The organism is Bacteroides sp. AF29-11 (assembly GCF_003602895.1).
GTDB lineage: Bacteria > Bacteroidota > Bacteroidia > Bacteroidales > Bacteroidaceae > Bacteroides > Bacteroides uniformis.
Window position 1 is genome coordinate 211238 of the sequence record NZ_QTLY01000003.1, and the last position, 26967, is coordinate 238204.

General features: G+C 48.1%; 21 protein-coding genes, 1 other RNA gene and 1 pseudogene. 8 read left to right on the forward strand and 15 right to left on the reverse strand.

Features of this window, described 5'->3' with window-relative positions; genetic code table 11:
- Complete coding sequence (gene phnX / locus DWZ03_RS06385; protein ID WP_120129288.1) at positions 1–795, reverse strand: phosphonoacetaldehyde hydrolase; 795 nt, start codon at positions 793–795, stop codon at positions 1–3.
- Between the two features lie 14 nt (positions 796–809).
- Positions 810–2267, reverse strand: a complete 1458-nt coding sequence (locus DWZ03_RS06390) for a DUF5690 family protein (RefSeq protein ID WP_120129291.1) — start codon at positions 2265–2267, stop codon at positions 810–812.
- Here DWZ03_RS06390 and DWZ03_RS06395 point away from each other — a divergent pair.
- The 5 genes and pseudogenes from DWZ03_RS06395 to DWZ03_RS06415 all read left to right on the forward strand — a co-directional run.
- Positions 2268–2825, forward strand: a pseudogene (locus DWZ03_RS06395) (hypothetical protein); the annotation flags it as partial.
- Positions 2826–2922: 97 nt separating this feature from the next.
- Positions 2923–4863: a heavy metal translocating P-type ATPase gene (locus DWZ03_RS06400; protein ID WP_117704007.1), complete on the forward strand. Its 1941-nt coding sequence runs from the start codon at positions 2923–2925 to the stop codon at positions 4861–4863.
- Between the two features lie 5 nt (positions 4864–4868).
- Positions 4869–5303 (forward strand): Fur family transcriptional regulator, encoded by a 435-nt coding sequence (locus DWZ03_RS06405; protein ID WP_057097791.1) that lies wholly within the window; start codon positions 4869–4871, stop codon positions 5301–5303.
- A gap of 71 nt (positions 5304–5374) precedes the next feature.
- Positions 5375–7015 (forward strand): sigma-70 family RNA polymerase sigma factor, encoded by a 1641-nt coding sequence (locus tag DWZ03_RS06410; protein WP_120129297.1) that lies wholly within the window; start codon positions 5375–5377, stop codon positions 7013–7015.
- 81 nt (positions 7016–7096) lie between these two features.
- The gene (locus tag DWZ03_RS06415) at positions 7097–7894 is read left to right on the forward strand and encodes a class I SAM-dependent methyltransferase (protein ID WP_120129487.1); all 798 of its coding nucleotides are present in this window, start codon (positions 7097–7099) and stop codon (positions 7892–7894) included.
- Positions 7895–8093: 199 nt separating this feature from the next.
- Here the strand turns inward: DWZ03_RS06415 and DWZ03_RS06420 are convergent, their stop codons facing one another.
- Both DWZ03_RS06420 and ssrA read right to left on the reverse strand, forming a co-directional pair.
- Entirely contained in the window at positions 8094–8579 is a 486-nt protein-coding gene (locus DWZ03_RS06420) for a helix-turn-helix domain-containing protein (protein WP_016272883.1), read from the reverse strand.
- 205 nt (positions 8580–8784) lie between these two features.
- Positions 8785–9183: a transfer-messenger RNA gene (gene ssrA, locus DWZ03_RS06425) on the reverse strand.
- 820 nt (positions 9184–10003) lie between these two features.
- Here ssrA and DWZ03_RS06430 point away from each other — a divergent pair.
- The 3 genes from DWZ03_RS06430 to DWZ03_RS06440 all read left to right on the forward strand — a co-directional run bounded on the left by DWZ03_RS06430 (position 10004) and on the right by DWZ03_RS06440 (position 15181).
- Positions 10004–12832, forward strand: coding sequence for a beta-glucosidase (locus tag DWZ03_RS06430; RefSeq protein WP_120129300.1), 2829 nt, complete (start codon positions 10004–10006; stop codon positions 12830–12832).
- Between the two features lie 101 nt (positions 12833–12933).
- Positions 12934–14061, forward strand: coding sequence for a lactonase family protein (locus tag DWZ03_RS06435; protein WP_120129303.1), 1128 nt, complete (start codon positions 12934–12936; stop codon positions 14059–14061).
- A gap of 70 nt (positions 14062–14131) precedes the next feature.
- Positions 14132–15181: a DUF4831 family protein gene (locus DWZ03_RS06440; RefSeq protein WP_016272886.1), complete on the forward strand. Its 1050-nt coding sequence runs from the start codon at positions 14132–14134 to the stop codon at positions 15179–15181.
- A 7-nt stretch (positions 15182–15188) separates the two neighbouring features.
- Here the strand turns inward: DWZ03_RS06440 and DWZ03_RS06445 are convergent, their stop codons facing one another.
- The 11 genes from DWZ03_RS06445 to DWZ03_RS06495 form a co-directional block, all read right to left on the reverse strand.
- The gene (locus DWZ03_RS06445) at positions 15189–15542 is read right to left on the reverse strand and encodes a PqqD family protein (protein ID WP_005831929.1); all 354 of its coding nucleotides are present in this window, start codon (positions 15540–15542) and stop codon (positions 15189–15191) included.
- Positions 15543–15561: 19 nt separating this feature from the next.
- Entirely contained in the window at positions 15562–16953 is a 1392-nt protein-coding gene (locus DWZ03_RS06450) for an MFS transporter (protein ID WP_005832845.1), read from the reverse strand.
- A 153-nt stretch (positions 16954–17106) separates the two neighbouring features.
- Positions 17107–17481: a preprotein translocase subunit SecG gene (secG, locus tag DWZ03_RS06455; RefSeq protein ID WP_035449001.1), complete on the reverse strand. Its 375-nt coding sequence runs from the start codon at positions 17479–17481 to the stop codon at positions 17107–17109.
- Positions 17482–17485: 4 nt separating this feature from the next.
- Positions 17486–18259: a hypothetical protein gene (locus tag DWZ03_RS06460; RefSeq protein WP_005831938.1), complete on the reverse strand. Its 774-nt coding sequence runs from the start codon at positions 18257–18259 to the stop codon at positions 17486–17488.
- A 4-nt stretch (positions 18260–18263) separates the two neighbouring features.
- The gene (locus DWZ03_RS06465) at positions 18264–18788 is read right to left on the reverse strand and encodes an LptE family protein (RefSeq protein WP_005831940.1); all 525 of its coding nucleotides are present in this window, start codon (positions 18786–18788) and stop codon (positions 18264–18266) included.
- Entirely contained in the window at positions 18775–20025 is a 1251-nt protein-coding gene (locus DWZ03_RS06470; RefSeq protein ID WP_005831941.1) for a sigma-54 interaction domain-containing protein, read from the reverse strand. Before DWZ03_RS06470 ends, DWZ03_RS06465 begins: the two co-directional genes overlap by 14 nt.
- Position 20026: 1 nt before the next feature.
- Positions 20027–21124 (reverse strand): 4-hydroxythreonine-4-phosphate dehydrogenase PdxA, encoded by a 1098-nt coding sequence (pdxA, locus tag DWZ03_RS06475; protein WP_005831943.1) that lies wholly within the window; start codon positions 21122–21124, stop codon positions 20027–20029.
- Positions 21125–21129: 5 nt separating this feature from the next.
- Positions 21130–22185, reverse strand: a complete 1056-nt coding sequence (locus tag DWZ03_RS06480; RefSeq protein ID WP_120129306.1) for a DUF4837 family protein — start codon at positions 22183–22185, stop codon at positions 21130–21132.
- A 70-nt stretch (positions 22186–22255) separates the two neighbouring features.
- Complete coding sequence (rlmN, locus tag DWZ03_RS06485) at positions 22256–23296, reverse strand: 23S rRNA (adenine(2503)-C(2))-methyltransferase RlmN (RefSeq protein ID WP_022401941.1); 1041 nt, start codon at positions 23294–23296, stop codon at positions 22256–22258.
- Positions 23297–23447: 151 nt separating this feature from the next.
- A complete protein-coding gene (locus tag DWZ03_RS06490) occupies positions 23448–25586 on the reverse strand; it encodes a SurA N-terminal domain-containing protein (protein WP_016272890.1) in 2139 nt (712 codons plus the stop codon).
- 122 nt (positions 25587–25708) lie between these two features.
- Entirely contained in the window at positions 25709–26965 is a 1257-nt protein-coding gene (locus tag DWZ03_RS06495) for a hemolysin family protein (RefSeq protein WP_005831951.1), read from the reverse strand.
- Positions 26966–26967: the final 2 nt, after the last annotated feature.

The window sequence follows — 26967 nt, forward strand, 5'->3', positions numbered from 1 at the left end:
TTACAAAATCTCAAGTTTACGGTTTATCTCGGCGATGACTGCGGGGAGCTCGGCAATGGTATCGACCACATAGTGGGCACCGGCGGCAAGCATGCGGCGGCGGACATCGGCCTTACGGGCTTCGAGCTCATCGGCAGGCAAGGAGGAGACTTCCTCTTGTGTCAGTCCCAGTTCGTTACTGCCGAGGACTACGCCGACGGTCCATGCTTTGGCATTGATACCCTCCTTGATGTCGGCGATGGTATCGCCATACTTCAACACACAATCTACGGAGGGGATGGCGAGGTCTGCCATATTCTTATATATCATGTAGGGAGCAGGACGGCCTGCAGGCAACCCGTCGGGAGTGACGCAATTATCTACCGCATAGCCTTTGGCTGTGGCGGCAGGCAGCACAACATCCATCAGAGAACGGGTATAGCCGGTGGTGGAGCCAATGCGGATGCCTTGCGCACGCAGTGCGGAAATCGTTTCCACCACACCGGGAATAGGGTCGGTATAATCTTCGAGCGAGGCAAACAACACCCGTTGGAATTCGGCATAACGTGCCTGCACGTCTTCCTCACCGGCGGGACGGCCGAATTTCCGTTCAAATTCCGCACGGACACGCTCTATATCGAACAGCGCACGGATTTCTTCTACTTTGGTCAGCCCCATGTGCGCACGTGTTTCGGCAGCAGTGACGGGAACGCCGATGGCCCGAAAGCTCTCGACAAAGGCGGCGACGGGAGCAAAGCAACCGTAATCGACGGCAGTTCCTGCCCAGTCCATAATGATACATTCAATTCTTTTCATACGATATATTATTATTATTCAGTCTCAAGAAGCAAGGAATTGCCCGGCCGGGACCAACGGCGCAAACGGAAAAGGGAAGAGCCCAACGGTCCCGAAGCATTCTCCTTGCGATAGCGCTGCACCAGGTAGACAGCCGAGCATAGGAAAGCCACGCTGCACACAATGCCGACATAGCCCGACATCAGGTTATAGAAATCCAGCCAGTTGATGTCCGGATTGAAGAATTCCTTGAATACCAATACCACCACCGTACCGGTATACCCGATAAAATCGAGTGTGACAATAAAGAACCCCACATTCCCCTTGATGCGGAAGCAGGCGATGAAACGCTCGAAGAACAACGTCTGGAAGCTGAGGTAAACAGTATAGAGCGACAAACTCTGGAGGAACAGCCACGTCATGGGTGGCAGTTGCAACCCATCGTAATTGAAGGCCACGAATCCCAAGGTCGCTGTGCCGCACGTCACAAGCACCAGCAGCAGGCACAGCACCTTTATATTACTCCTCACCGCGGACATCAGCCCGAAAAGCAACAAGATAATCAGTGTCACCACCGCATCTACCTTGGCAAATGCCCACGACGACAGCCCCGCCGCCTCCACATCCAGAATCTTCACCAGGAAGTCCTCCTTGATGTCCTGCAAGACGGTGATGAACAAGTTTGCCGCAAACAGCATCAGCAATACCGGCATGAAGCTCTTGAAGAGGTCCGCACGCGCCCTGCTGTCCAGCGTCACCCGTTCCGAGCGCAGTGCCCGGTCTGCCGCGGTAGGTTGCGGCATTCTCGTCATCAGCCAGCCCAGCAACGACAGCAGCGGGAAGGCAAAGGCACCGATAAAGGCAGGCATCCAGAACTCACTGATGTGGAGATGCTCCATCACAAACAGCCCGACGGACTTTGCCGTGCCCGAACTGATGGCAATGCTCAGCCCCATCAGGCTCGCCAGCAGGTCCGTCACCCGCCGCCCCTCGAGGAAACTGAAAATCACTCCCCACATGCATCCCAACGAAAGCCCGTTGAAGAACAGCGCAAAGACATTCAGCGGCCGGGGCAACGCTCCGAACAGCACCAGCGAAAGCTCGGCCACCGCCACCGAGAGGATGATGAACTTCAGACGGTTCTCCTTCTTCAGTTCCGAAATTACCTTGATGCCAATCAGCTTGGAAATAAAATAGCCGGAAATCTGCACGATGCTGGTTGCCGTCTTGTAATCCATCCCGAAGAAGTCGAGCCCGTCGAAGCCCGCAGCCGTAAACGGCTTGCGCAGCGCATAGACCAGTGAATAGGAGAGCAAAACCGCTCCACCCGCCCAAAGGATGAACAAGGCATCAGCCAGTCTCTTGCTCTGTATTATCTGTTTTTTCTCACCGTTGAACATAGTGTGTCGTTTAAGTTCGTTCTTGATTTCGGCGGCAAAGATAGAGGCGGGTGCTGACAGCAAAAATGAATTTCCATTATTAATAAACTTCATGAGATGCTCCACTCGGCGCAGGAAGTGTACAATTACAGCGGCATCTACATCAGTTACAGCCTCTCTTCCTCCTCCAATGCCTTAAAAGTGGAACCTTACCTGATAACCCCTGCCGACAGCAACGACCATGTCAAAGTGGTGCACATGAGCGCCTACAACACCACCCACTTCGGCACTGCTGTCTTCAACAACCACCAGAATGCCTATATCTTCTTCAACGAACGCGAGGCACCCCAACTGGCCTTGTTCACCATCTACCTGCAACTACCCATGTACGACTTTCCCCACCTGCTCAAAGGGCTCTACCTCTGCCTGGACTATAACCGCAACCCCATAGCCCGCCGCATCCTCTTCATCAAACACTCGGACAGCACCTCCATGGACGACTTCCTGGAACTGAAAGGCCAGCTCATCCCCCAAGACCAGCTGACCGACGAGCAACGCCCCTACTACAACTACACCTGCCAGCCGGGCGACTTCATCAAAACCTGCTCCGTCCCCTCTCCCCTGCTGAACGCGAAAGACCTGGAACGGGAGAAACGGATGCTGGAAATCTAAGATAACCCGGACAGTCCGGGATTTTTCACTTTGCAACCAAGTTGCATCTCCTTTCCGCTACCTTTGCTGCAGAAAATAGAAAATAGGAGGAAACAATATGAGTTGCAAATGCTGCTGCACACACGGACATACAGCGATACAAAAAAAAAGAAACAGTCTGCTGAAAGATTATTGGAGAATCATCCTCTCCGCCCTATTGCTCTTCGGAGGGCTCATCCTGAATGCTACTGACGCCACCCTCTTCAAGGGAGAGTATGTACCTTTTATATGGTACTTGCTTGCCTATCTCCCCGTAGGCCTCCCGGTGATGAGGGAAGCCTGGGAAAGCATCCTGCAAAAGGACGTGTTCAGCGAATTCACCCTTATGTCCATCGCCACCCTCGGCGCCTTCTATATAGGCGAATATCCCGAAGGCGTTGCCGTCATGCTCTTCTACTCCTTGGGAGAGCTCTTTCAGGACAAAGCCGTAGACAAAGCCAAGCGTAACATCAGCGCCCTGCTCGACGTACGTCCCGAAACGGCAACGGTCATCAGAAACGGCAGTACGCTTGTCGAAGCTCCCCAACATGTGCAGGTAGGCGAAACCATCGAAGTAAAAGCCGGAGAGCGCGTCCCCCTGGACGGAACGATGCTGGACGAAGTTGCCGCCTTCAACACCTCCGCACTGACGGGAGAAAGTGTTCCCCGCAACATCCGCCAGGGCGGGGAAGTGCTTGCCGGAATGATTGCGACCGACAAAGTCGTACGCATCCAAGTCACCAAACCCTTCGAGAAAAGTGCTCTTTCCCGTATATTGGAACTGGTGCAGAATGCCTCCGAGCGCAAAGCGCCGGCAGAACTTTTCATCCGTAAGTTTGCCCGTATCTATACGCCCGCCGTCACCGGACTGGCGGCATTGATTGTACTGCTCCCCTTCCTCTATTCGCTGGCAGATGCACAATTCTCGTTCATCTTCAATGACTGGCTATACAGGGCATTGGTCTTTCTGGTTATCTCCTGCCCGTGCGCCCTCGTCGTAAGCATTCCGTTAGGCTACTTCGGAGGAATCGGCGCCGCCTCCCGCCTGGGTGTCCTCTTCAAAGGTGGCAACTACCTCGATGCCATCACCCAAGTCAACACGGTGGTATTCGACAAGACGGGTACGCTGACCAAAGGCACCTTCGATGTACAATCCTGCCAGGCACAACCGGGAGTTACGGAAGAGAAGTTGATACAGCTTGCCGCCTCGGCAGAGCGAAACAGTACGCACCCCATAGCCAAAGCCATCGTAAGCTATGCCAAACAAAGGGATATAGAGTTGATTGCCACAACGGACGTTACGGAGATTGCCGGCCACGGACTGCAAGCCACTATGGATGGAACGCGTGTCCTGGTGGGCAACACCCGCCTGCTGACTAAGTTCGGGATAGAATATCCCGATGAATTGTCATCAATTGTCGATACGATTGTGGCCTGCGCCATCGGAACAAAATATGCCGGTTATCTGTTGCTATCAGACACATTAAAGGAAGATGCCGTCAACGCCGTCAAAGAATTAAAAGCTTTAAATATCAATAATATTCAGATATTATCGGGAGACAAACAAGCCATTGTTACTAACTTTGCAGAAAAGCTAGGCATCACCCAGGCATACGGAGACCTGCTGCCGGACGGAAAGGTGAAGCACATCGAGGCACTCCGCAGCAACCCTGCCAACCGAATAGCCTTTGTGGGCGACGGCATCAATGATGCCCCGGTTCTTGCCCTTAGCCATGTGGGCATCGCCATGGGCGGACTTGGCAGCGATGCCGCCATCGAAACCGCCGATGTAGTGATACAGACAGACCAGCCTTCGAGAGTGGCCACCGCCATTCATGCGGGCAGGCAAACCCGCCGGATTGTCTGGCAGAACATCTCGCTGGCTTTCGGAGTGAAGCTGCTTGTCCTCATCCTCGGTGCCGGTGGAATCGCTACACTTTGGGAAGCTGTCTTTGCCGACGTAGGCGTCGCCCTCATTGCGATAGTGAACGCCATACGCATACAAAAACTTATTAAATAGAAAAAATGGAAGAAAAGAAATATTTGGACCTATTGGCCAAAAGGGACATACAGCCCACTGCCATCCGCATCCTGGTATTGCGCACCATGATGCAGGCAGGCCGTTCCGTCTCATTGCTCGACCTTGAAACCATGCTGGATACGGTGGACAAATCCACCATCTTCCGTACCCTTACCCTATTCCTCTCCCATCATCTGATACATAGTATAGATGACGGGACGGGTTCCTTCAAGTATGCCGTGTGCAGCGACAGTTGCTCTTGCGACGTAAGCGACCTGCACACCCATTTCCATTGCGAGAAATGCAACAAAACCTTCTGCTTCACCAACATTCCCACTCCGGTGGTGAAGCTGCCTCAAGGATTTACGCTGAACAGCATCAACTATGTACTGAAAGGCATTTGTCCGGACTGTGCAGCAGAAGCCAACCGGGGGGCTTAGTTAAAAAATAAAAATCCATGCAGTCATTCATGTTCTTCTCTATCCTTAAGAAATAACATTGAGACAAACACATGGATACAAAAGCTCTTGTCACTTTATGCCAGAAGGGAAACGGGCAGGCCTTGAGCCTGCTCTACGCAAACTATTCAGAGAAAATGCTGAAAGTATGCCTACGCTATATTCCCGACCCAACGATAGCCCAAGATCTTCTTCACGACGGTTTTGTCATCATATTCACTTCCATTCATTCGCTGCGCAACCCGGAGAAACTGGAATACTGGATGAAAAAGATTATGAGAAACCTGGCACTGCAATACCTCAACCATGCCAATGCCAACCCCACCATCCCATTGACAGATATTCCGGAAGAGGAAGAGCCTGCTGAAAATCCTTTTTGTCCGGATTTCATTTCGTACGATAAGATGCTGGATATAGTGGAGAGCCTTCCGGAGGGCTACTGCAAGGTATTTAAACTGGCAGTACTGGAAGGATTGTCCCACAAAGAAATCGGAGATTTACTGGGTATAGCGCCACACTCCTCTTCCTCCCAATTGTTCCGGGCGAAAATTTTACTTAAAAAGATGCTGGCAGGATACCGTGTATTCATTGTTTTGACAGTATTGCTTCTCTTTCCAACGCTGTATGACTATCTGTACAGAGAGAAAAAGAGTATCAGGGAAAACCGTTTGTCCAAAGTTTCTTCCAGGCAAGCCGGGAGTACGCAACAAACAAAGAAAACCGATACTCCCCGAACCGACGAACAATGCCATACCAAAGAAAATCTGAACAAAAGGGAACGAATCATCCCTCCCGTTCCAGTTTCCACAGAATGGCCCCTTGCCATACCCACAATGAAAGATAGCATCCACAAATATCCCATACCTTCTCCATTCACCGGACAGACCATCACCAACCGACAGATGGCTTTCGTCTTCTCCCCTTCCCTGATGCCGCCAACCCGCAAGAAGAAATCCGGAAAATGGAAGTTGATGCTGGCAGGTTCACTCGGACCGCAACTGGCACAGAACTTATATAAGCTGATTGCCACTCCACATACCGACGGCATTTCAAGTGACTTTCCTCAACAAGTCAGCACGTGGGAAGAGTATTATTCTTATCTGCACACCCGCTATCAGCAGGGTACTCTGGGAAAAGATTCCATCGGACTCATGCAGATTGCCCAGAATAACAGCGGCAGGATTGTTGAGAACCAGCAACATCATGCCCCCATCGTCGTGGGACTCTCTCTCAGCAAGAAATTGAATGAGCGTTGGAGTCTGGAAACCGGATTGCAATATACGCTTCTCAGGTCGGAGTTCACTACCGGCGAAGCATTCCGCATTCAAGACAACCAGAAGTTGCATTATATCGGCATTCCTCTCCGGCTTTCCTACCGTTTCTGGCATTACAAACGTTTCTCCGGTTATGCCACGGCAGGCATACAGGTGGATATCCCCATAAAAGGAACACTCCAAAGCTTCCATGTCACGGACAGTATTCCACACAAGCTCGACAGCCAGCCGGTAAGTGCTCCCTGGCAGTGGTCGGTCAACACAAGTATAGGCATACAATATCGCCTCACACCCCAGGCAGGCATCTATCTGGAGCCGACTGTAAACTATTATATCCCCGACGGCAGCCAACTGCGCACCATCCGAAAGGAACACCCGTTCACATTCACCCTCCCGGTAGGCCTCCGCATTTCCTGGTAAAAAAACGATGCGCCACGCAGTCTTTTACCCGACTGATTATCTATTTATATGGATAATCAAACTCAAGAAGGAACAAAGAACATGCAGAAACGACATACCGACCGGGAAAGCTACTTTGATGAACAGTCACAGACCAGCAAGAACTATTATATCCCCTACATAAAGGAAGTCATCGGACACATCCCCGATAAAGTGCTGGAAGTGGGCTGTGGAGAGGGAGGCAATCTGCTTCCCTTTGCCAAAGCCGATTGCCGGGTGATGGGCGTAGACATTGATGCCATGCGAATAGAGCAAGCCAGGACCTTCTTCGCCCAAAGGCATCAGCAGGGACAGTTCATTGCCACCGACATTTTCCAGCTTAAGGACAAGGCTACGAATTTTCCCCTGATTCTTCTACACGATGTGATAGAGCATATCAGAGACAAAGAACGGTTCCTCTCCGGCCTACAAAAACATTTGTCTGCCGACGGAGCTGTATTTGTAGGATTTCCCGCCTGGCAAATGCCATTCGGAGGCCACCAGCAGATAGCACACAGCCACATTGTTTCACATTTCCCTTTTCTCCACCTCCTTCCCCGCACTTTATACAGATGGATATTAAGACTATGCGGTGAGCAGGAACGCGTAATCACGGAGCTACTGGATATAAAGAGCACCGGATGCACCATCGAACTGTTCAATCGCATCGCCCGGCAAGCCAACTATCAAATCATTGACCGGAGACTGTACCTTATAAACCCACATTATAAAATCAAATTCGGCTTGTCCCCACGAAGGCTCAACGGAGTTATTGCTGCTATCCCGTACATAAGAAACTTCTTTTGTACAAGTTGCTTTTACATATTAAAGAAAGGGACTAAAACTGTTAATCACTACTGATTTCCCAGCTTTAGAATTGATTCCGAACCATCAATTTAAGATTATATATTCAGAAGAAACCATTAAATTTCTGAATAGCCCTGATGAAAGAGGGTGTGTAGAAACCCTCATAAACTAAAAAATCACCCTCGCTGCAGATGGTTGTAGCGAAGGTGATTTCAATAAAAGGGGAACTTGCACTTCCTCCCTTTTAATGTTTTTACATCGTTACTTGGTTCATTACAGCCTCGTCAGGTGTCGTTCCTATTTCATCGGCAAATAATATGTGGGTGATAGACCCTCTCGGGGTCGGAGTTTCGATTTTAATTCTTTGACCTTGGTACATCTCCGGAATATCAACCAGCTTACATCTATGGGCTTCGTTATTGCCAAAACTGACATAATAGTCTTTCCCTATTACCAGCTTTACAGGTTTACGTTGAGAGAAATGAGTCGGACAAACAGAGCTATCCACTTTTATATCTATCACAAAACCAAGAGCGGATGTTACCTTAGATAGTATATCAATGCTCACATTATAAGCCCCTTTCTCTATCTTGGCTATATTAACACGATTAACACCACAAAGATTAGCCAATTCCTCTTGGGTCATATTTCTCTTCTTGCGAAGAATGGCTAACCGACTACCAATCCGTTCACGTTCTTTCAAAATCTTCTCTGTACATTTTCCTTCGTGAATTTTCATAAATCTGTTGCAGAATTTAAAGTGTTGCCCCCACTTCTAATAGTTATTGGTTTTTGAACAGACAAAAGTAGATATTAATTTTGAATTGTAGCACATTTACTACAACTATTTTCTAAATGAATATAAAAGGTAGGGGGAGTAGAAGAAAAGAAAAAGCCCCTGAATTACTGGAATTCAAGGACTTACAAACTTCTTTTTACTATATCCGTGGAGCTGGAGGGAATCGAACCCTCGTCCAAACGAGGAAATCATAAGCTTTCTACATGCTTATCTTTGCCTAAATTTTCGTGCAGCGGCAGAACCAAAGCCATCAACCGTTGCCTTATCCTCTAAATTTTCACCCGCGCCACGAGGCTGACACGAACTATCCCCGATTTGACTGCACCACTTTATCGGAATGCTTCGGAGCAACAGCTTCCGAGTGATGTCACGTCCCAGCACCTGGTGCCGGGATTAAGCTTCAATCTACTATACTTCGATTAAGCAGCGAGAGCGTAACGAGTTTCGCCAGATAAAATTTTGAGGACTGAGATTAAAGTGCAAATCAACGACGCACTGCATGCTTACTTACCATTTCTGCCCGCTGTCAAATCCAGTCAACCCCATGACTTTGTAACGGTCTGAAATTTAAAAGATTGCGTAACTCATTGCTAAGTAGGGAGGGTGAAAAAGGGATAAATGCTACTTTATTTTTCATCCTCTACCGCTTTCTTTGGCCCAAAGATACATATTCTTTTATTAGCAATCACCATATATTTACAAATATTAGCTAATACTGACTTTTCGTGATAAAAACAATAATCTTCCATACATAGAATATGTGCACCCCATTGTCATCAATGTTCAAACAGCTACCAAAGCCAGTATCCGTTGACGGAATTACCCCCTGCAAGAGGGAATATCTATCTTCTGTAATGGATATTTGCACAAAAGAGATGGGAAGTTAACGGAAAAAGTCTCTGAAGTTAACTGAAAAACCGGAAAGAATTAAGGAAGCAATCTATCCCAAACTTTGGTTTTTCCATACCCAACCTTGGGATGTCTAAACCAAGGTTGGGTTTAGACATCCCAAGGTTGAAAAGAAAGTTCTTCCGTACAAGCAACAATTCCGCCAACAGATTCCTATTATATAAATACACCCTCGTTTAACAGATGTAGCCGTAATACTTGTATACACCGCGATTGCATCTACTTTTCAGGTTATTATAGTGTTCTCTCTTTCTTTTTAAAAGTGAATGATATGTTTCGTCTAATAATGATTTGAATTCCCCGGTAGCGTCTTGGAGGATATTTTTAGTAAGAGGAAGACCCTTCGGACAATAAAAGCCGATACTTCGGACTATTTTATCCCTTTATTTCACACATTAGCCGTATTTTTGTCAACAAAAGAAACTATAATAACCAAGAGATTTTTAGAACATATCATGAAGAACCTTATAGCCCTAACCCTGCTGCTTGGAGGAAGCACACTGCTCTGCGCACAAAAGCCTGCCAAAACACCGGCAACCTACAAGCCGGTGAAAAGTGAAATGTACCGCAAAGGTTGGATAGACTTCAACAAAAACGGAGTGAAAGACGTGTACGAAGACCCCTCCGCCCCGCTCGAAGCACGCATCGAAAACCTGCTGCAACAGATGACGCTGGACGAAAAGACCTGCCAAATGGTCACCCTCTACGGCTACAAACGCGTACTGAAAGACGACCTCCCCACCCCCGAATGGAAAGAGCTGCTCTGGAAAGACGGTATCGGCGCCATCGACGAACACCTGAACGGCTTCCAGCAATGGGGGCTGCCTCCCTCGGACAATGCCTACGTCTGGCCCGCCTCGCGCCACGCCTGGGCACTGAACGAGGTGCAACGGTTCTTTGTGGAAGATACCCGTCTCGGCATCCCCGTAGACTTTACCAACGAAGGCATACGCGGCGTGGAAAGCTACCGCGCCACCAACTTCCCCACCCAACTGGGACTGGGACATACCTGGAACCGTGAACTGATTCGCCAAGTAGGACTCATCACCGGACGCGAAGCCCGCATGCTGGGCTACACCAACGTCTACGCCCCCATCCTCGACGTAGGACGCGACCAGCGCTGGGGACGCTACGAAGAAGTTTACGGCGAATCTCCCTACCTCGTAGCCGAACTGGGCATCGAAATGGTGCGCGGCTTGCAGCACAACCACCAAGTGGCCGCCACCGGCAAGCACTTTGCCGCTTACAGTAACAACAAAGGCGCCCGCGAAGGCATGGCACGCGTGGACCCGCAAATGTCGCCGCGCGAAGTGGAGAACATACACATCTACCCCTTCAAACGCGTCATCCGGGAAGCCGGCATGCTGGGCGTAATGAGTTCGTACAACGATTACGACGGCATCCCCGTGCAGGGCAGCTACTACTGGCTCACCACCCGCCTGCGTGGCGAAATGGGATTCCGTGGCTACGTCGTATCCGACAGTGACGCCGTAGAATACCTCTACACCAAGCACGGCACCGCCAAAGACATGAAAGAAGCCGTCCGCCAAAGCGTGGAAGCCGGGCTGAACGTACGCTGCACCTTCCGCTCGCCCGACTCCTTCGTCCTTCCCCTCCGCGAACTGGTGAAGGAAGGCGGGCTGAGCGAAGAAGTCATTAACGACCGTGTGCGCGACATCCTCCGGGTAAAGTTCCTCATTGGTCTGTTCGATGCCCCCTACCAGACAGACCTTGCCGGTGCCGACCGTGAAGTGGAAAAAGAAGAGAACGAAGCCATCGCCTTGCAGGCATCCCGCGAGTCCATCGTTCTGCTGAAGAATGCCGGTGAACTATTGCCCTTAGACATCAACTCCACCAAGAAGATTGCCGTCTGTGGTCCCAATGCCAATGAAGAAGGCTACGCGCTGACCCATTACGGCCCCCTTGCCGTAGAGGTGACCACTGTACTGGAAGGCATTCAAGAAAAGACAAAAGGCAAGGCAGAGGTGCTCTACACCAAAGGCTGCGACCTAGTGGATGCCCACTGGCCCGAAAGTGAAATCATAGACTATCCTCTGACCGACGACGAGCAAGCCGAGATAGACAAAGCCGTAGAAAATGCCCGCCAAGCTGATGTTGCCGTCGTAGTATTGGGCGGCGGACAACGCACCTGCGGCGAAAACAAATCGCGCACCAGCCTCGACCTGCCCGGCCGGCAGTTGCAACTGCTTCAAGCCATACAAGCCACGGGCAAGCCCGTCGTACTGATACTCATCAACGGACGCCCGCTCTCCATCAACTGGGCAGACAAGTTCGTCCCCGCCATCCTCGAAGCCTGGTATCCCGGCTCCAAAGGCGGAACGGCCCTGGCCGACATCCTCTTCGGCGACTACAACCCTGGTGGAAAGCTGACAGTGACCTTCCCCAAGACCGTAGGGCAAATCCCCTTCAACTTCCCCTGCAAGCCTTCTTCACAGATAGACGGCGGTAAGAATCCGGGGCCCACGGGCAACATGTCACGCATCAACGGAGCACTGTACCCCTTCGGTTACGGCTTAAGCTACACCACCTTCGAGTACTCCGACCTCGACATCACTCCCCGAGTCATCACCCCGAACGAGTCTGCCACCGTCCGCCTGAAGGTGACCAACACCGGCAAACGTGCCGGAGATGAAGTAGTGCAGCTCTATATCCGCGACGTACTGAGCAGCATCACCACCTACGAAAAGAATCTTGCAGGCTTCCAGCGCATCCACCTCGAACCGGGCGAAGCCCAGGAGCTGTCCTTCACCATCGACCGCAAGCACCTGGAGCTTCTGGACACCGACATGAAATGGGTGGTGGAACCCGGCGACTTCGTGCTCATGGCCGGCGCCTCTTCCGAAGACATCCGCCTGAACGGAACGCTGACCGTAGAAGACTACCAGACCCGTGCCAAAGCCATTGAAGCCCAAAAACCAGCAAAGCGTGTGAGTGCCAGCACCAACCCAGAGGATGCCGAAAACGTGCTCGACGAAAAAATCAATACCGCATGGCAAGGAAATAAGGGAGATTATATTACCTTTGCCTTGAAGAACGGAGCCAAGGTAGATAAAGTTGCCATTGCCTTTACACGTGACAACAACCTGCCGGCAACCTTCGAAATCCAGCTCTCGGGCGGTGGCGGACAGTTCCTCACCGTATATTCGGGCACCGTCAGCGAATACGGCAAACTGATTTCCTATCCGTTCAAAGGCACTACCGCCAGCGACCTCCGCATCGTGCTGAACGATGACCGCGTCGGTGTTGCCGAAGTTAAATTTTAATGTGCTAATGTGCCAATATGCTAATGTACCAATGACCATGCAGCATATACAGCGCAGCCAATTAGCACATTAGCATATTGGCACATTAACACATTAAATTAATGAAAACACTTCTTTTCTGTATGCTCGGATTAGGTTTGACAGCATGTGGCTCTTCTCCAAAGGGCACTAACGGTGACCAGGACGAACTCGCCATGCTAATAGGTACTTACACGAATGGCTCAAGCAAGGGTATCTATACCTTCCGCTTTAATCAGGAGACGGGAACAGCCGTTCCGCTCAGTTCAGCGGCATTGCCCAATCCCTCCTACCTCGTCCCCTCGGAAGATGGCGAATTTGTCTATGCCGTCAGTGAAATGAACGACAGCACAGCAGCCCTCAGCTCCCTTGCCTTCGACCGGGAAACGGGAGAACTGCGCCTGCTGAACACCGTTCCCACCTTCGGCGCCGACCCCTGCTACGTGGCCACCAATGGCCGGGAAGTGTTGACAGCCAACTACAGCGGTGGAACCATGTCCGTTTTTCCTTTACAGAAAGACGGCACTTTGGCTCCTGCAGACACGCTCTTTCAAGGCTCTGCCACCGGTCCCGACGCCATACGGCAAGCCACTCCCCACATCCATTGCACGGTCTTTTCACCGGACGGAAAGTATATCTTCGCCACCGACTTCAGTGCCGACCGCATCCTGCGCTTTGTGATGCACCCCGACGACCCTATTCCTCATGCTTCTCTGGAAGCCGTTGGCATTGAGGCAGATTCCGGCCCGCGCCATCTGACATTCAGCCCTAACGGGAAGTTTGCCTATCTCATCACCGAACTGTCCGGTAAGGTCATTGCCTTCAGTTACGACGACGGCTGCCTGGAACAGATACAGACTATCACAGCCGACACCGTAGCCGCCCGTGGAAGTGCAGACATCCACCTCAGTCCGGATGGGAAATACCTCTACGCCAGTAACCGTCTGAAAGAAGACGGCATCGCCATCTTTGCCGTGAATCCCGAAAATGGAACCTTGGCAAAGGTAGGTTATCAGCCCACCGGCATCCATCCCCGCAACTTCAACATCACGCCCAACGGCAAATACTTGCTTGCCGCCTGCCGCGACAGCAATGTCATTCAGGTATACAAACGAAACGAAGCTACCGGACTTTTGGAAGACACTCATCAGGACATTGTAGTCGACATGCCGGTTTGCGTACAGTTCGTCAGCTCTGTTAATAATTTATAAAGCAATATTTAGCAAAGATAACTTCATTAACTTTGTCCCTTAGCTAAATCAGTCTAAACGAATGTACATTATGAAGAAGAATATATTGATGCTCTCAGCTCTGTTCTTGTCTATCACTGCCATGGCGCAAACAGACGTAACCACCGGTGTGATGCGTGGCAAAGACTACGGAGTGACTTATATGTTGCCCAAAACAGAAATAGAAATCGTATTGCAAGCCACCAAACATACTTACACTCCCGGAGAATTTTGCAGATATGCCGACCGCTATCTGCGTCTCAACAACGTGTCTGCCGAACCCGAGGAGTTCTGGACACTGGATAAGATAGAAACCCGCATAGCCGGTGTACCGGATAAGGACAACGTCTATTTCGTGAAGATGAAAGACAAGACCGTAGCACCCCTTATGGAGCTTACCGAAGACGGAATTGTCCGCTCCATCAACATTCCGTTCAGCGGCAAGCCTGCTGCCAAGACGCCCGAAGCCAAAGCCACCGAAAGCAGCATTGACCCACGCAGTTTTCTGACGGAAGAAATACTGATGTCCAACTCCAGTGCCAAGATGGCCGAGCTGGTGGCCAAGGAAATATACAGCATCCGCGAAAGCAAGAATGCCCTCCTGCGCGGCGAAGCAGACAATATGCCCAAGGACGGCGCCCAACTCAAGCTGATGCTTGACAATCTGAACCAGCAGGAAACGGCTATGACGGAAATGTTCTCGGGCAAAATAAAGAAAGAACCCAAGACATTCACCATCCGGCTGACGCCTAAAGAGATGAAAGATGAGGTGGCTTTCCGTTTTTCCCGAAAGCTGGGAGTGGTGGCCAATAATGACCTTGCCGGTGAACCGTATTATATCAGCGTCACCGACCTCAAAAGTCCCGATGTATCTGCCACCGAGGAAGGCAAAAAGAAAGTGGACGGTGTAGCCTATAACCTTCCGGGCAAGGCACAAGTGACATTGATGTATAACAATAAGAAATTGTTTGACGACCAACTTCCCATTACCCAATTCGGCACCGTAGAATACCTCGCACCGGTACTGTTCAACAAGAATTCTACCATCAAAGTGCTGTTTGATACGGCAACGGGAGGATTGATAAAAGTAGATAGGGAATAAAGGAATTCTAATTCCGGATTGTCAACTGGATAAATCCATCCTTACGCAACTGCATTACGTAGGCGGTGACCCGGGGAATATAATTCTCTTCCTCCCCAAAGTGCCTGGCAAGTAGAGAGATGATTTCGCGCACGGTACGATGTCCATCTATCAGATTCCAGACAGCTGTACCGTGTTCTTCCAGCCTCACATGGATGTCAGGAGACATCCCCTTCGGCAATAAAAAACGACGCATCCATTCGTATTTAAACCGTGGGTAGGCGAGTACGGCGCACTCACCTTCCCATTCGGTTGTTATATGTCCACAGCGGACCGGAACAGCGTCCAACAGACTTACTTTTCCTTCGGGTATTTCCATCATACGGTATCCGCTTTTCCTATTATTTCTGAATATTAGGCTCTTCCAGCTTATAACCATACTTCTTGTCTGCCTTCTTCAGCAGTAGAGCCACTATAAGGGACAAGCAGGCAATACCGGTAAAAATGCACATAGGCACCGTATAGTCATACATATTCGTTCCATCTGGTTTCTTGCCGGATATACAATAGGCATCAAGCACCCACCCTATCAATGTAGGAATACCCCAAAGACCGATATTCTGGATAAAGAAAATCAATGCGTATGCCGTACCCAACTGGCTTACCGGGAATATCTTGGCCACAGCCGGCCACATGGCAGAAGGTACCAGCGAGAAAGCGATACCCAAAATTATCATCAGCACAATAGCTACCAGCCAATAGTTTATATCGGGAATAGCATAAATGAAATGCACACATATCAGCATGGCCGAGCCCAGCAGCATGATAGATGCGGACTTGCCCCGCTTGTCAATGAAACCACCAAAGACCGGAGTCAGAATCAGCGCTCCCAATGCCGGAAGTCCGGCAAATGTACCGGCCACATTCTCATTGATACCGTATTTGATAATCATCAACTCGGAAGCAAACTTCTGGAATGGGAATACACAAGAGTAGAACAATACACACAGCAATGCTATCAGCCAGAAACCGGGATTGACCAGAATATTCTTCACATCCTTAAAAGAGAACTTCTCTTCCTCATCTTCCGTACCGGCAGCAATGGCAGCAGCTTCCATCTGTTTGTCCAGCTTCTTGTCCATCACTGCAAAGATGAAGAAAGCAATCATACCGCCCAACAACAGAACCAAACCCAACAACACCGGTGTGGAAATACCGAAAGCACGGGCCAAAGGAATGGCTACGGCATAACCGGCTTGCGAACCGATACGTGCTAAAGCGACTTGTACCCCCATAGCCGTGGCAAGCTCTTTCCCCTTAAACCACTTGGCTATGATTTTGGAAACTGTAATACCGGCGACCTCCGCTCCTACTCCAAAAATGGAATAACCGGCAAAAGCAACAAACACACCCGTTTTATAGCCAAATATTTCATTGATTCCGAATAAAGTCGCGTCGGCACCGGCAAGTCCCGTCATTGCATAGTATTCAAGTGCTGTACCACCTACCATCAGGATAGTTGCCAGCTTTCCGGTGAAACGGATACCAAAGCGGTCGAGGATTAATCCTCCCCAAATCAACATCAGGAAAAAAACATTCAGAAAACTATAACCACCGGTAAAGAATCCGAAATCGGTACTCGACCAAGCCAAGTCCGTTTCCAACATTGTCTTCAACGGTGCTACCACGTCGTTTACATAATAAGCTGCCATCATCGTGAAGGCAACAATCACCAATGCCCCCCAACGGGTAGCCTTGGAATCATTCAATTTAAGTTTGAGTTGTTCTGTCATTGTACTATTTGGATTTCAATTTATTAATCAGATTGCATAAATTGCTGACAAAGGTAAATAAATACTTCATCAAAACGAAAAAAGGCTGACACCTTTTCAGTATCAACCTTTCTCTTATTTTTCCAAGCGGGAGTCATCCGCAATATCCTTATCTTATTCTGCTGCAGGAGCAGGAGCTTCAGCCGGAGTTGTAGCTGCAGGGGCCTCCGATTGCGGAGCTTCTGTACCTACGGGCATGTTATAAGGATTAGTTTTTTCTTCTTGTTGCGCCTGTTCCAGAATCACATCACCGCCCTTGCCTGTGGAAGAAGGAATAGTGTAAGCAGAAACAATACTGAAGACTACCATGACAGCTGCCAGAGTCCAGGTTGCTTTTTCCAAAAAGTCCGTAGTCTTGCGCACACCCATAATTTGGTTGGATGATGAAAAGCCTGATGCCAGACCACCTCCTTTAGAATTTTGAATCAATACAATGAAGCACATCAGCACAGATGCAATCAGCATTAAGATAACTAATAATAAATACATTTTGTTATTTTGATTTAGCGTTAATAATCAATTTCTCCAAAAATCTGATTTGGTCTGCAAAGTAAGCATTTTTTTTTGGATAATTCAAACTTAATTTTTTAATAATTTCAAGCGCCTTGTCATATCGGTGCTGTTTTATATAGATTTTGGCTAAAGTTTCCGTAAAACAGCTATCGTCCAACTCTTCCGTTACCGGCGATACTGAGGGTTCTTCCTCTTCTTCAGTCTCTTCCTCCTTCTCTACAAGAAACTCCCTTCTCGTATCCGAGGCATCCGAAGACTCACTCTTTTGGATAAAGTCATCTATCAATTCATGCCCGCGCAGTTTAGGCACTTCCGATTCATCTTCTGCATCCACACCGGGTTCTTCCTGCATTAAATAGGCCGTATAATCCACCGCATAATCCAGCTCCGTATGCTGTGAATGCTCTTCGGGAACAGTAGCCAGAAATGCGTCAATCAAGGAAAGGGTACGGTCCACACTCGGCTCTTTCTCCAAATCGCCGGAAAACAGCGACGAGACCTTCCGGGATTTCAAAGTATAGCGGTCACCCTCTATAAAGTAAAACAGCACACGACGGTCTGCCACATACAACACAGCCTTGCGCAACTCCGCGCCAAAGTTGATGTCGTGCAGCAGATAGAGGTTTTTCAGATAGAGCAAACGGAGCGACTGGAAATAAGGATAGCGTGCCACCAATGTGCGAAGCTCGTACAAAGTATCCCTATTCAGCGTCTCGGGATGCTGAATCCATTGTTGCAAATGGGTAGGCGTCATGAGTTTACCAGTTAGCTACAGTTGCATTGAAAATCTGTTCGGCAATGTCTTTCACCATCAAGGTTATCAGCTGGTCCTGCACTTCGGTCAGCAATTTTGAGGAATCATAGGTCTGGAAAGCCGAGAACTGCTGTTCAAAGTCCTCCTCATGGTTCGTGTTATTGGTGTAGCGCACGTTGACAGTCAGCGTCACCTTCACCTTCGAAGAGTAGCCGCTGGCATCCACCGATTCATTATATTGATTGTAGCCGGTTATTTCTCCGTCTATTTCCAGGTCTCCTCCGGAATTCACCAGTTGCAGGCGAGTCTGCTGAATGAACATATCCTTCATTTTCTGGTTAAATTCTGTTGCCAGCGGTGCATATACATACTCTGCCCGGTTCTGGAAATCGGCAATGGAAATCGTTTTTACCTTTGTATAGTCGATAGAGCTTATCGGAGCAAGCCCCAACTTCATACTACATGAATTCACCAGAAATAACAAGCTTACCAACAAGGAAGCAAATGCCGCTTTTTTAATCCAATCCATATTCTTTTATCTTTCTGTATAACGTACGCTCAGAGATATTCAAATCCTGAGCCGCACTCTTACGCTTGCCGTGATGTTTTTCAAGCGCCTTACGTATCATTTCTTTCTCCACTTCATCCAGGGAGAGTGACTCCTCCACATATTCTTCCGTATCCTGGAAATCATCGTCCACCGGAGTAACCGGCTTTACCGAAGGATGTATAATGGTGGGGACACTGGATGTTACCGGAGGTACCACCGCCGGAGTAGCCGGCGTATAGTAGGCCGATGTGGCAACCGCCGGATTGGCTACCGTTCCCCTTTCAGCCATAATCTCATGCACCAACTTTTTCAAGTCCGTTACATCCTGGCGCATATCAAACAGAACCTGGTAGAGAATTTCCCGTTCACTCCCAAAGCTCTTGTCCTCCTTCACTCCAAACAAGGCAGGCAGGCGCTGCATATTGTTCTGCTCAGGCAGATAGCCCTTCAGTATGGATGCATTGATTTCACGATTGGTCTCAATGATGGATATCTGCTCGGTGATATTCTTCAACTGGCGCACATTACCCGGCCATGAGTAGCCCAGCAACACTTGCTTGCCGTCTTCCGTCAGCTGAATGGCAGGCATACGGTACTTTTCTGCAAAGTCCGAAGCAAACTTTCGGAACAGCAGCACCACGTCTTCACCGCGTTCGCGCAATGGAGGGACCTGAATAGGAACTGTGTTCAAACGGTAATACAAGTCTTCACGAAAACGTCCGTCAGCAATGGCTTGTGTCAAGTTTACATTGGTAGCGGCAACAATACGCACATCGGTCTTTTCCACCTTAGAAGAACCTACTTTGATGAATTCACCGCTCTCGAGCACACGCAACAAGCGTGCCTGGGTAGGCAAAGGCAATTCGCCGACTTCATCAAGGAAGATTGTTCCGCCGTTGGCCTCACCGAAATACCCCTTCCGTTCGCCGATAGCCCCGGTAAATGCGCCCTTCTCATGACCGAACAGTTCCGAGTCAATCGTCCCTTCGGGAATGGCTCCACAGTTCACGGCAATGTACTGTCCATGCTTGCGCCGGCTGTACTGGTGTATTATCTGCGGAAAGCTCTCCTTTCCCACACCACTCTCTCCGGTAATCAGTACAGACAAGTCGGTGGGCGCTACCTGGATAGCGATATCAATGGCACGCATCAGCGCTTCATTGTTGCCGATAATGCCGAAACGTAATTTTACTTGTTGTATTTCCGCTTTTGTCATTCTACAAATCTTCTTCTACACTATCGAGTTTCAGTTTGTCGCTATCGTCACGTTTCTCGTAATATTGCTTGCGCAGCGGATTTGCATGTGCCTCTTTCTCACGCTGGCGGTTACGGAACACATCTATTGCCACATAGATAGCCTGCCGGAATGAATCTTCAGAGGCGATTCCTTTCCCGGCAATATCGTAGGCCGTGCCATGAGCAGGCGAAGTGCGTATCACCGGCAAGCCAGCAGTATAGTTTACGCCCTCGTCCATAGCCAATGCCTTGAACGGTGCCAGCCCCTGGTCGTGATACATGGCCAGGATACCATCAAAATGGGTAAAGTTATCTGAGCCCATAAACCCGTCTGCCGGATAAGGACCATAGCAAAGCATACCCTTAGCAGCCATTTCGTTGATGGCCGGAATGATAATCTCCTGCTCTTCAGTTCCCAGCAATCCGCCGTCTCCTGCATGCGGATTCAGCGAAAGCACTGCAATACGCGGTGCGCTGATAGCAAAATCCTGCTTCAAGGAGCGGTTGAATATCTTCAGTTTTTCTTGTATCAGTTCTTTGGTGATGCTTCCGGCTATCTCTTTAACGGGAATATGTCCGGTCACCAATGCTACCCGGAAGTCATCTTTCATCAGAATCATAAGGGCCTTCTCGCCATCTCCCAATTTTTGCTCTATATACTCCGTATGTCCGGGGAAGGCAAACTCCTCCGACTGGATGGTATGCTTGTTGATGGGAGCTGTGACAATCACGTCTATCATTCCCTCCTTATATTCCTCAATGGCTTTTTCCAGTGCACCAAGTGCAGCTTTACCAGCTTCAACGTCAGGTTTAGAGAACTCAACCTTTACTTCATCATCCGTACAGTTCACTACACTCAAGCGATTGGGAACCGCTTCGGAGGCGGAGTTGACGATACTGAAGTTGGTAGGCAAGTCCAATGATTTACGATGATAAGCTGCCACTTTAGGCGAACCGTAGATAATCGGCGTGCACAATTCCAGCATCACCGGGTCTGCAAACGTCTTTAAAATCACTTCATACCCTACACCATTAATGTCGCCTTGTGTAATGCCGACTCTTATTTTGTTGTCTTCCATTTTTATTACTTATTATTAGTAGTATCTTTTGAGGTTACGCCTACCGGAATTTCCGTACCTTCCTGCTTGCTGCCGGGCAGTTTCAAGGTATAGAGCGAAGCCTCCATCTGACGTACCAGATTACGTTTCATTTTATCAGGTGAATAAATAAATATTTCAGATACGATAATACGCTGATTGGCCTTGTCCAAACGTACATGCGATACGAACGGACCGCCCATGAAGTCACCCTTTATGCGCCACAAGCCGCGGGCCTCCAGTGCATAGTCTCCCTGCACACTGGTGGGGCGTACATCGGTCATCAGAGAATCCGTCGACATATACATGCCTTCACGGGCACCAGGGATATTAACCTTCATCATGGAATCGCGTTTATGAACAAAATATTCTTTAGTAAACGTATCCTTATCCGTATAAGGATAAGAGTAGATTACAAAGTTCTGGTCGCCGGTAGCTGCATTCGTACCTGCCCAGAAGAAGTTCTCACCCTCCTTGGTAGATGTCAGTTCGCCCGGCACCCATACATCGCAATCGAACTGGCTTTTCACCTTCGTTGCTATATAGTCGCTATGCTTGTCCTTCAATACTGAAATCTGACGATTCATTTCCGCATGGGTAAAGAAATCGATGATTACCTGCCTATTCTCCTCCACAAATTTCTCGAACGAAGCCTCGTCCGGTGCCTGAATAGTGAGAATAGACTGAGGAGCAGCATATACATTCCTTGCATACTTGAATTTAGGCTGGGTATAGAGGTCCTTGTTCACATCGACAATAATGATATTGCGAATCAGTTTTAAAGTGGCATCATAATTGGAAGGGGCAGTATACATGATTCGGAATGAACGTTCTGACTGGGGAAGCCCCGGAACATCAGAATCAAGCACATCGAAAAGCGCCCTACCGGCAGGACGTTCCCACAAGCCGGGCTCCACCACTACCAGAACTTCATACGCACGACCACTGGAGGTCGGAGTAAACACACCCTTTTTACCACCACCGCAAGCGGAAAAAAGTGTCAGTACGAGAACCATACTTAAATAAAACAAGTGCTTTCTCATATCTCTATCATTTTAGTTTTTCACAAAGCTACGAAGAATGCGTAATATCCTCCCTACCTAAGTTAATAATTTATATTAATTCTTCTTTATTCTCCTCCTGCTTGGCAGTGGACAACATGCCACAAGCGGCAAATATATCCTCTCCACGCGATGACCGTATAGTGGTAAACAGACCGTGCGAAGTCAGATAATCACGGAACGCAGTCATGGTTTCCATATCAGCCCCTTCAAGATTCACTCCAGGTATGGCATGAAAACGAATCAGGTTAATCCGGCAGTCCAGCCCGCGTAGCAGCTTCAGAAGTTCCTTTGCATACGGTAACGAGTCATTCACTCCTTTGAAAACAATATATTCAAAAGATAGTCTGCGCTGTTTGCTAAAATCATAGTTTCTTAACAATTCCACAATCTCCGTGATGGAGAACGCCTTCTCTGCCGGCATCAGTTCGCGGCGTTGCAAAGGTATCGGCGAATGAAGGCTGATAGCCAGATGGCAGTCCGATTCCTCAATAAAACGCTGCAAGCCCTTCTTCAATCCCACAGAAGAAAGTGTAACACGCTTGGGACTCCACGCATACCCATATGAGGCGGTCATTATTTCCAGCGCTTTCAATACCTCGTCCAGATTATCAAGTGGTTCACCCATGCCCATCATTACCACATTGGTAAGCTTGTCCCTTTCGGGCAACGAATTGATTTGATTAATAATCTGGTTGGATGTCAGATTGGCAGTAAAACCTTGTTTGCCGGTCATACAGAACTTGCAATTCATCTTACAGCCCACCTGAGAGGAGACACAAAGCGTAGCCCGGTCTTCGTCGGGTATATAGACAGCTTCCACGAAATGCCCCTCGCCTGCCCGGTACAAGTATTTCACCGTACCGTCTACAGAGCGCATGGCATCTACCGGCGCTTCGGCACCTACCTCATAGATTTCTTTCAGCAATTCCCGATGCTTCAACGAAAGATTGCTCATTTCGTCTATAGAAGTCACCTTCTTGTCATACAGCCAGGAAGCTATCTGCTTGGCAGAGAAACCGGGCATTCCCAGATTCTTCACCACATTCTGCAATTCAGAGAGCGTCAAGCCCAATAGAGGTCGTTTCTGCATATCGTTTTTCATTAAAACAAAACTCTTTCAAGAATGCAAAGGTAGGAATAAAGTTGCACAAAGACAACGGAGAGTATAGAAAATGAAATGTACAGAGAATGAAAAAGCCGCCCGGAAATACCGGACGGCTTTTCAATATGTTTTTTTATTCTTAGAAGAATAAATAACGTTGGTCTTTTACGTTGGCTTTCAGATACAAGTCACTGATGAACTGGCTTGCCATGCGTGCGTGCATGTTAGCCAAGTTAGCCTCTTCAGTTTCCTTGTTGAATGTTTCGTTCAGTTTCTCTTTTGCATAAGGTTGCAGAACGAATACACCACCATTACCCTTGATAGGAGCACTCAGCTTGTTCACTTCGGCAATAGAAGCGTATGCGCCTACCAGAGGTTCGCTGCTACGCAATGCCGGGATATAGGCAGGAGCAGAGAAAGTAACGTGCTTTACAGAATCACTAACAGCATTTGCCATATTCTTGTACTGCTCGAACGAAGTTGCATTGGCAGCCTTCATATCAGCCATAATCTTCTCTGCTTTCTTATCACGGAGAATTTCAGCTCTCAACTGGTCCTTTACCAAAGCCAGTGGGCGATAACCTTCAGGAACAATACTTGCAACACCTACTACCAGCATACGGTCGCTCTCGCCACATTCGTACAAACCGGAAACTTCACCGGCCTTTGCCTCAAACGCCCATTTCAAAGCATCTTTGGTACCTCTGATACCACCGATACCATGTTCAGAGCTGTACAAGTCGGCTCTATCCAACAACTTATAACCGGCATCTTCCGCATTGGCAATCATTTTCTCTAAAGTATTGTTTGCAGCGATAAACTGGCTGAATTCATTGTATGCCTTGCTGTAAGTTTCCTTACTGAATTCTACCGGACGCTTGATAACGGCTACCTTATATTTATCCTTGACAGCCTTCTTGTTGGTTACCTGCAAAATGACATTTGCTTGTCCCAACGCCAGATTGGTCAGTTCGTTCTGTCCCAAAGTAGTGACAGCAGTAATATATTTCAAGTTGTCACCGTCAATCTGTGCGCCTTCGTAGTTAGCTGAAGAGATCCAGGTAGGCTCACCGGTCTGACCGTACTTCTTCGCAATTTCAGCAAAGCTGGCACCACCCTTAATAGCATTGTAGATGCTGTCGGCTAAAGTCTTCGTCTTTTCAGCATCTTCGGCAACTACCTGAATCTGACGGAACTCGATAGAGTCCGGCATAGCAGCAGTAGCCAATTTCTTGAAAGAGTTAAGAGTATTGTCCGATACGTTATAATAAGGTCCGAATACACCACCCACCGCAACAGAGTCCAAACGGGCTGTCACATCAGCAGGCAGAGACTTAGTAGTGTAGAACAAGTCTGTATAAGGAGCTTCGGAACCGGTAGAACGGATAAAGGTAGTATAGTCAGAAGGATTGGCAGTAAGTTGTTCAGTGTATTCTTCCATTTCCTTCTGGAGAGCAGCTCTGTCTTCTGCACTTGCAGTAACTTGCACATCAATGAACTTGATATTGCGAGTTTCCACATATTGCTTGAACTGTTCTTTCTTCTTGTCGTATGCAGCCTTCAAATCAGAATCCTTGATAACGATGGTAGAGTCAACGATAGAAGAATAGGGAACTGCAGCAAGCAGCAGGTCTGACTGCTCTACTCTTGCATCAAAAGCGTCCTGAGCTTCTACCGGGTTGGAGAAAAGGGATTTTGTAATCAAAGCTTGATACTTCTCCTGAAGACGTGCCTGGATAAGGGACTTTTCGAGGAAAGACCAGAACTTGTACATGGATTCATAGTATTCTGCATATTGTGAAGGCATCTGTGCCTTATTCATTTTTGAATAGTCCACCAAGAACTTCTTCAACATATCCTTATCAAACGCACCGGTCTGAGGATTACGGAACGGAGTCTGTTGCAGCATCGGATGCACACCGGCATTAATGATAGCCTGAATCTCAGCCTTCGATACAACCAGACCGAGTTTCTTTGCTTCCTTTTCAATCAGCTTATTATTGACGTATGTTCTCCATACTTCATCTTTGATTTGGTTTGTCTGCTCATCGCTCAATGCACTGTTGCCACTGGAGAACTTGATGACTTCTGTATATTCTTCTACCAATGCTTGAAAATCCTGAGCGGAAATTGATTCCCCGTTCACTTCACCTACGTCTTGTGACTGGTGTGGCTGAAGCACTTTCCACGCGTCACCTGCGATGAAAGCAAACAGCGCCAAACCAATAACAATCACCAATAAAGGTCCTTTAGACCGAATGTTTTGTAATGTTGCCATTTTAGTTAATATGATTTATTTGTTTATTATTATTTTCCTAACATGTTCATTTTAGCGCACGAAGATACAAAAAATGCTAATACGCATCCATTTATTCTTTAAAAAATTACGCCTAAATGAAATTATTCAATGACTTTCAGTCTTACCAACTCAATTTTAGTGGCTGTTACCTTGATTATTTTAAACTGATAATTATCCACTTCAATCACTTCATGCAGTTTCGGGAAACTTTGATAACGGTTCAAAATCAGACCGCCCACTGTCAGATAATCATCCGATTCCGGCAGGTCGAGCCCGAAAGTCTCATTTACCTTTTCTATTTCCAGACGGGCCGAAAGCACATATTCACGTTCACCCAACTGCTTACACACATAGGATGTGTTATCATGCTCATCCTCAATATCGCCAAAAATTTCTTCCACCAAATCCTCTAAAGAGACGATACCCGCCGTACCACCGAATTCGTCCACCACTACAGCAATCGTTTTTTTCTGTTGCATGAACAGTTTCATCAGTTTGTGGGCCGACATCGTTTCGGGTACAATAGGCACTTCCTTCACGTTATTCCTCCAGTCCACCGGATTCCTGAACATCTCCGACGAGTGAATATATCCCACCACATTATCTATATTTCCATCATATACTATGATTTTGGAAATACCCGACTCCACAAAAAGACATTTCAATTCTTCCAATGTAGTGGTCAGATCTACAGCTACCACCTCTGTACGCGGTACAATACAGTCGCGTATCTTTATATTCGAAAAGTCAAGCGCATTTTGGAATATCTTTACCTCTGCATCCAGTTCTTCTTCACTTTCCGCATTCTCTATGCTCGACTGGATGAAGTAATCCAAATCCACTTTGCCAAAAGCCTTGGCCGACGCCTCCTTGTTTACTTTCATCCCAAATATCCGAAGGAACAGATACGACAATCCCGATGCAAACTTTGAAACAGGAAACAGAATGACATAACATATGAATAAAGGAATGGCACATACCCTCAGCATCAGATTGGGATTGATTTTAAACAAAGTCTTCGGCAAGAACTCACCGGTTACCAAAATAATAAGAGTGGAAATTACAGTCTGCACCAACACCATTACAAAATGATTGGAAATAATTCCGGCAAGAAGATTCACCTCTATGATTTGTGCCATCAAGATACCATAAATGACAAGCGCGATGTTATTACCCACCAGCATGGTCGAGATGAAGTTATTCGGGTTGCGAAGGAAATAGGAAATGATACCGGAAGTGACGCCTGACTTCCTTTCCATCTCAAAGCGCAGTTTATCTACGGAAACAAAGGCAATCTCCATTCCTGAAAAGAAAGCAGAGAAAGCCATGGTTATCAATAAAAAAATAACGGTATCCATTT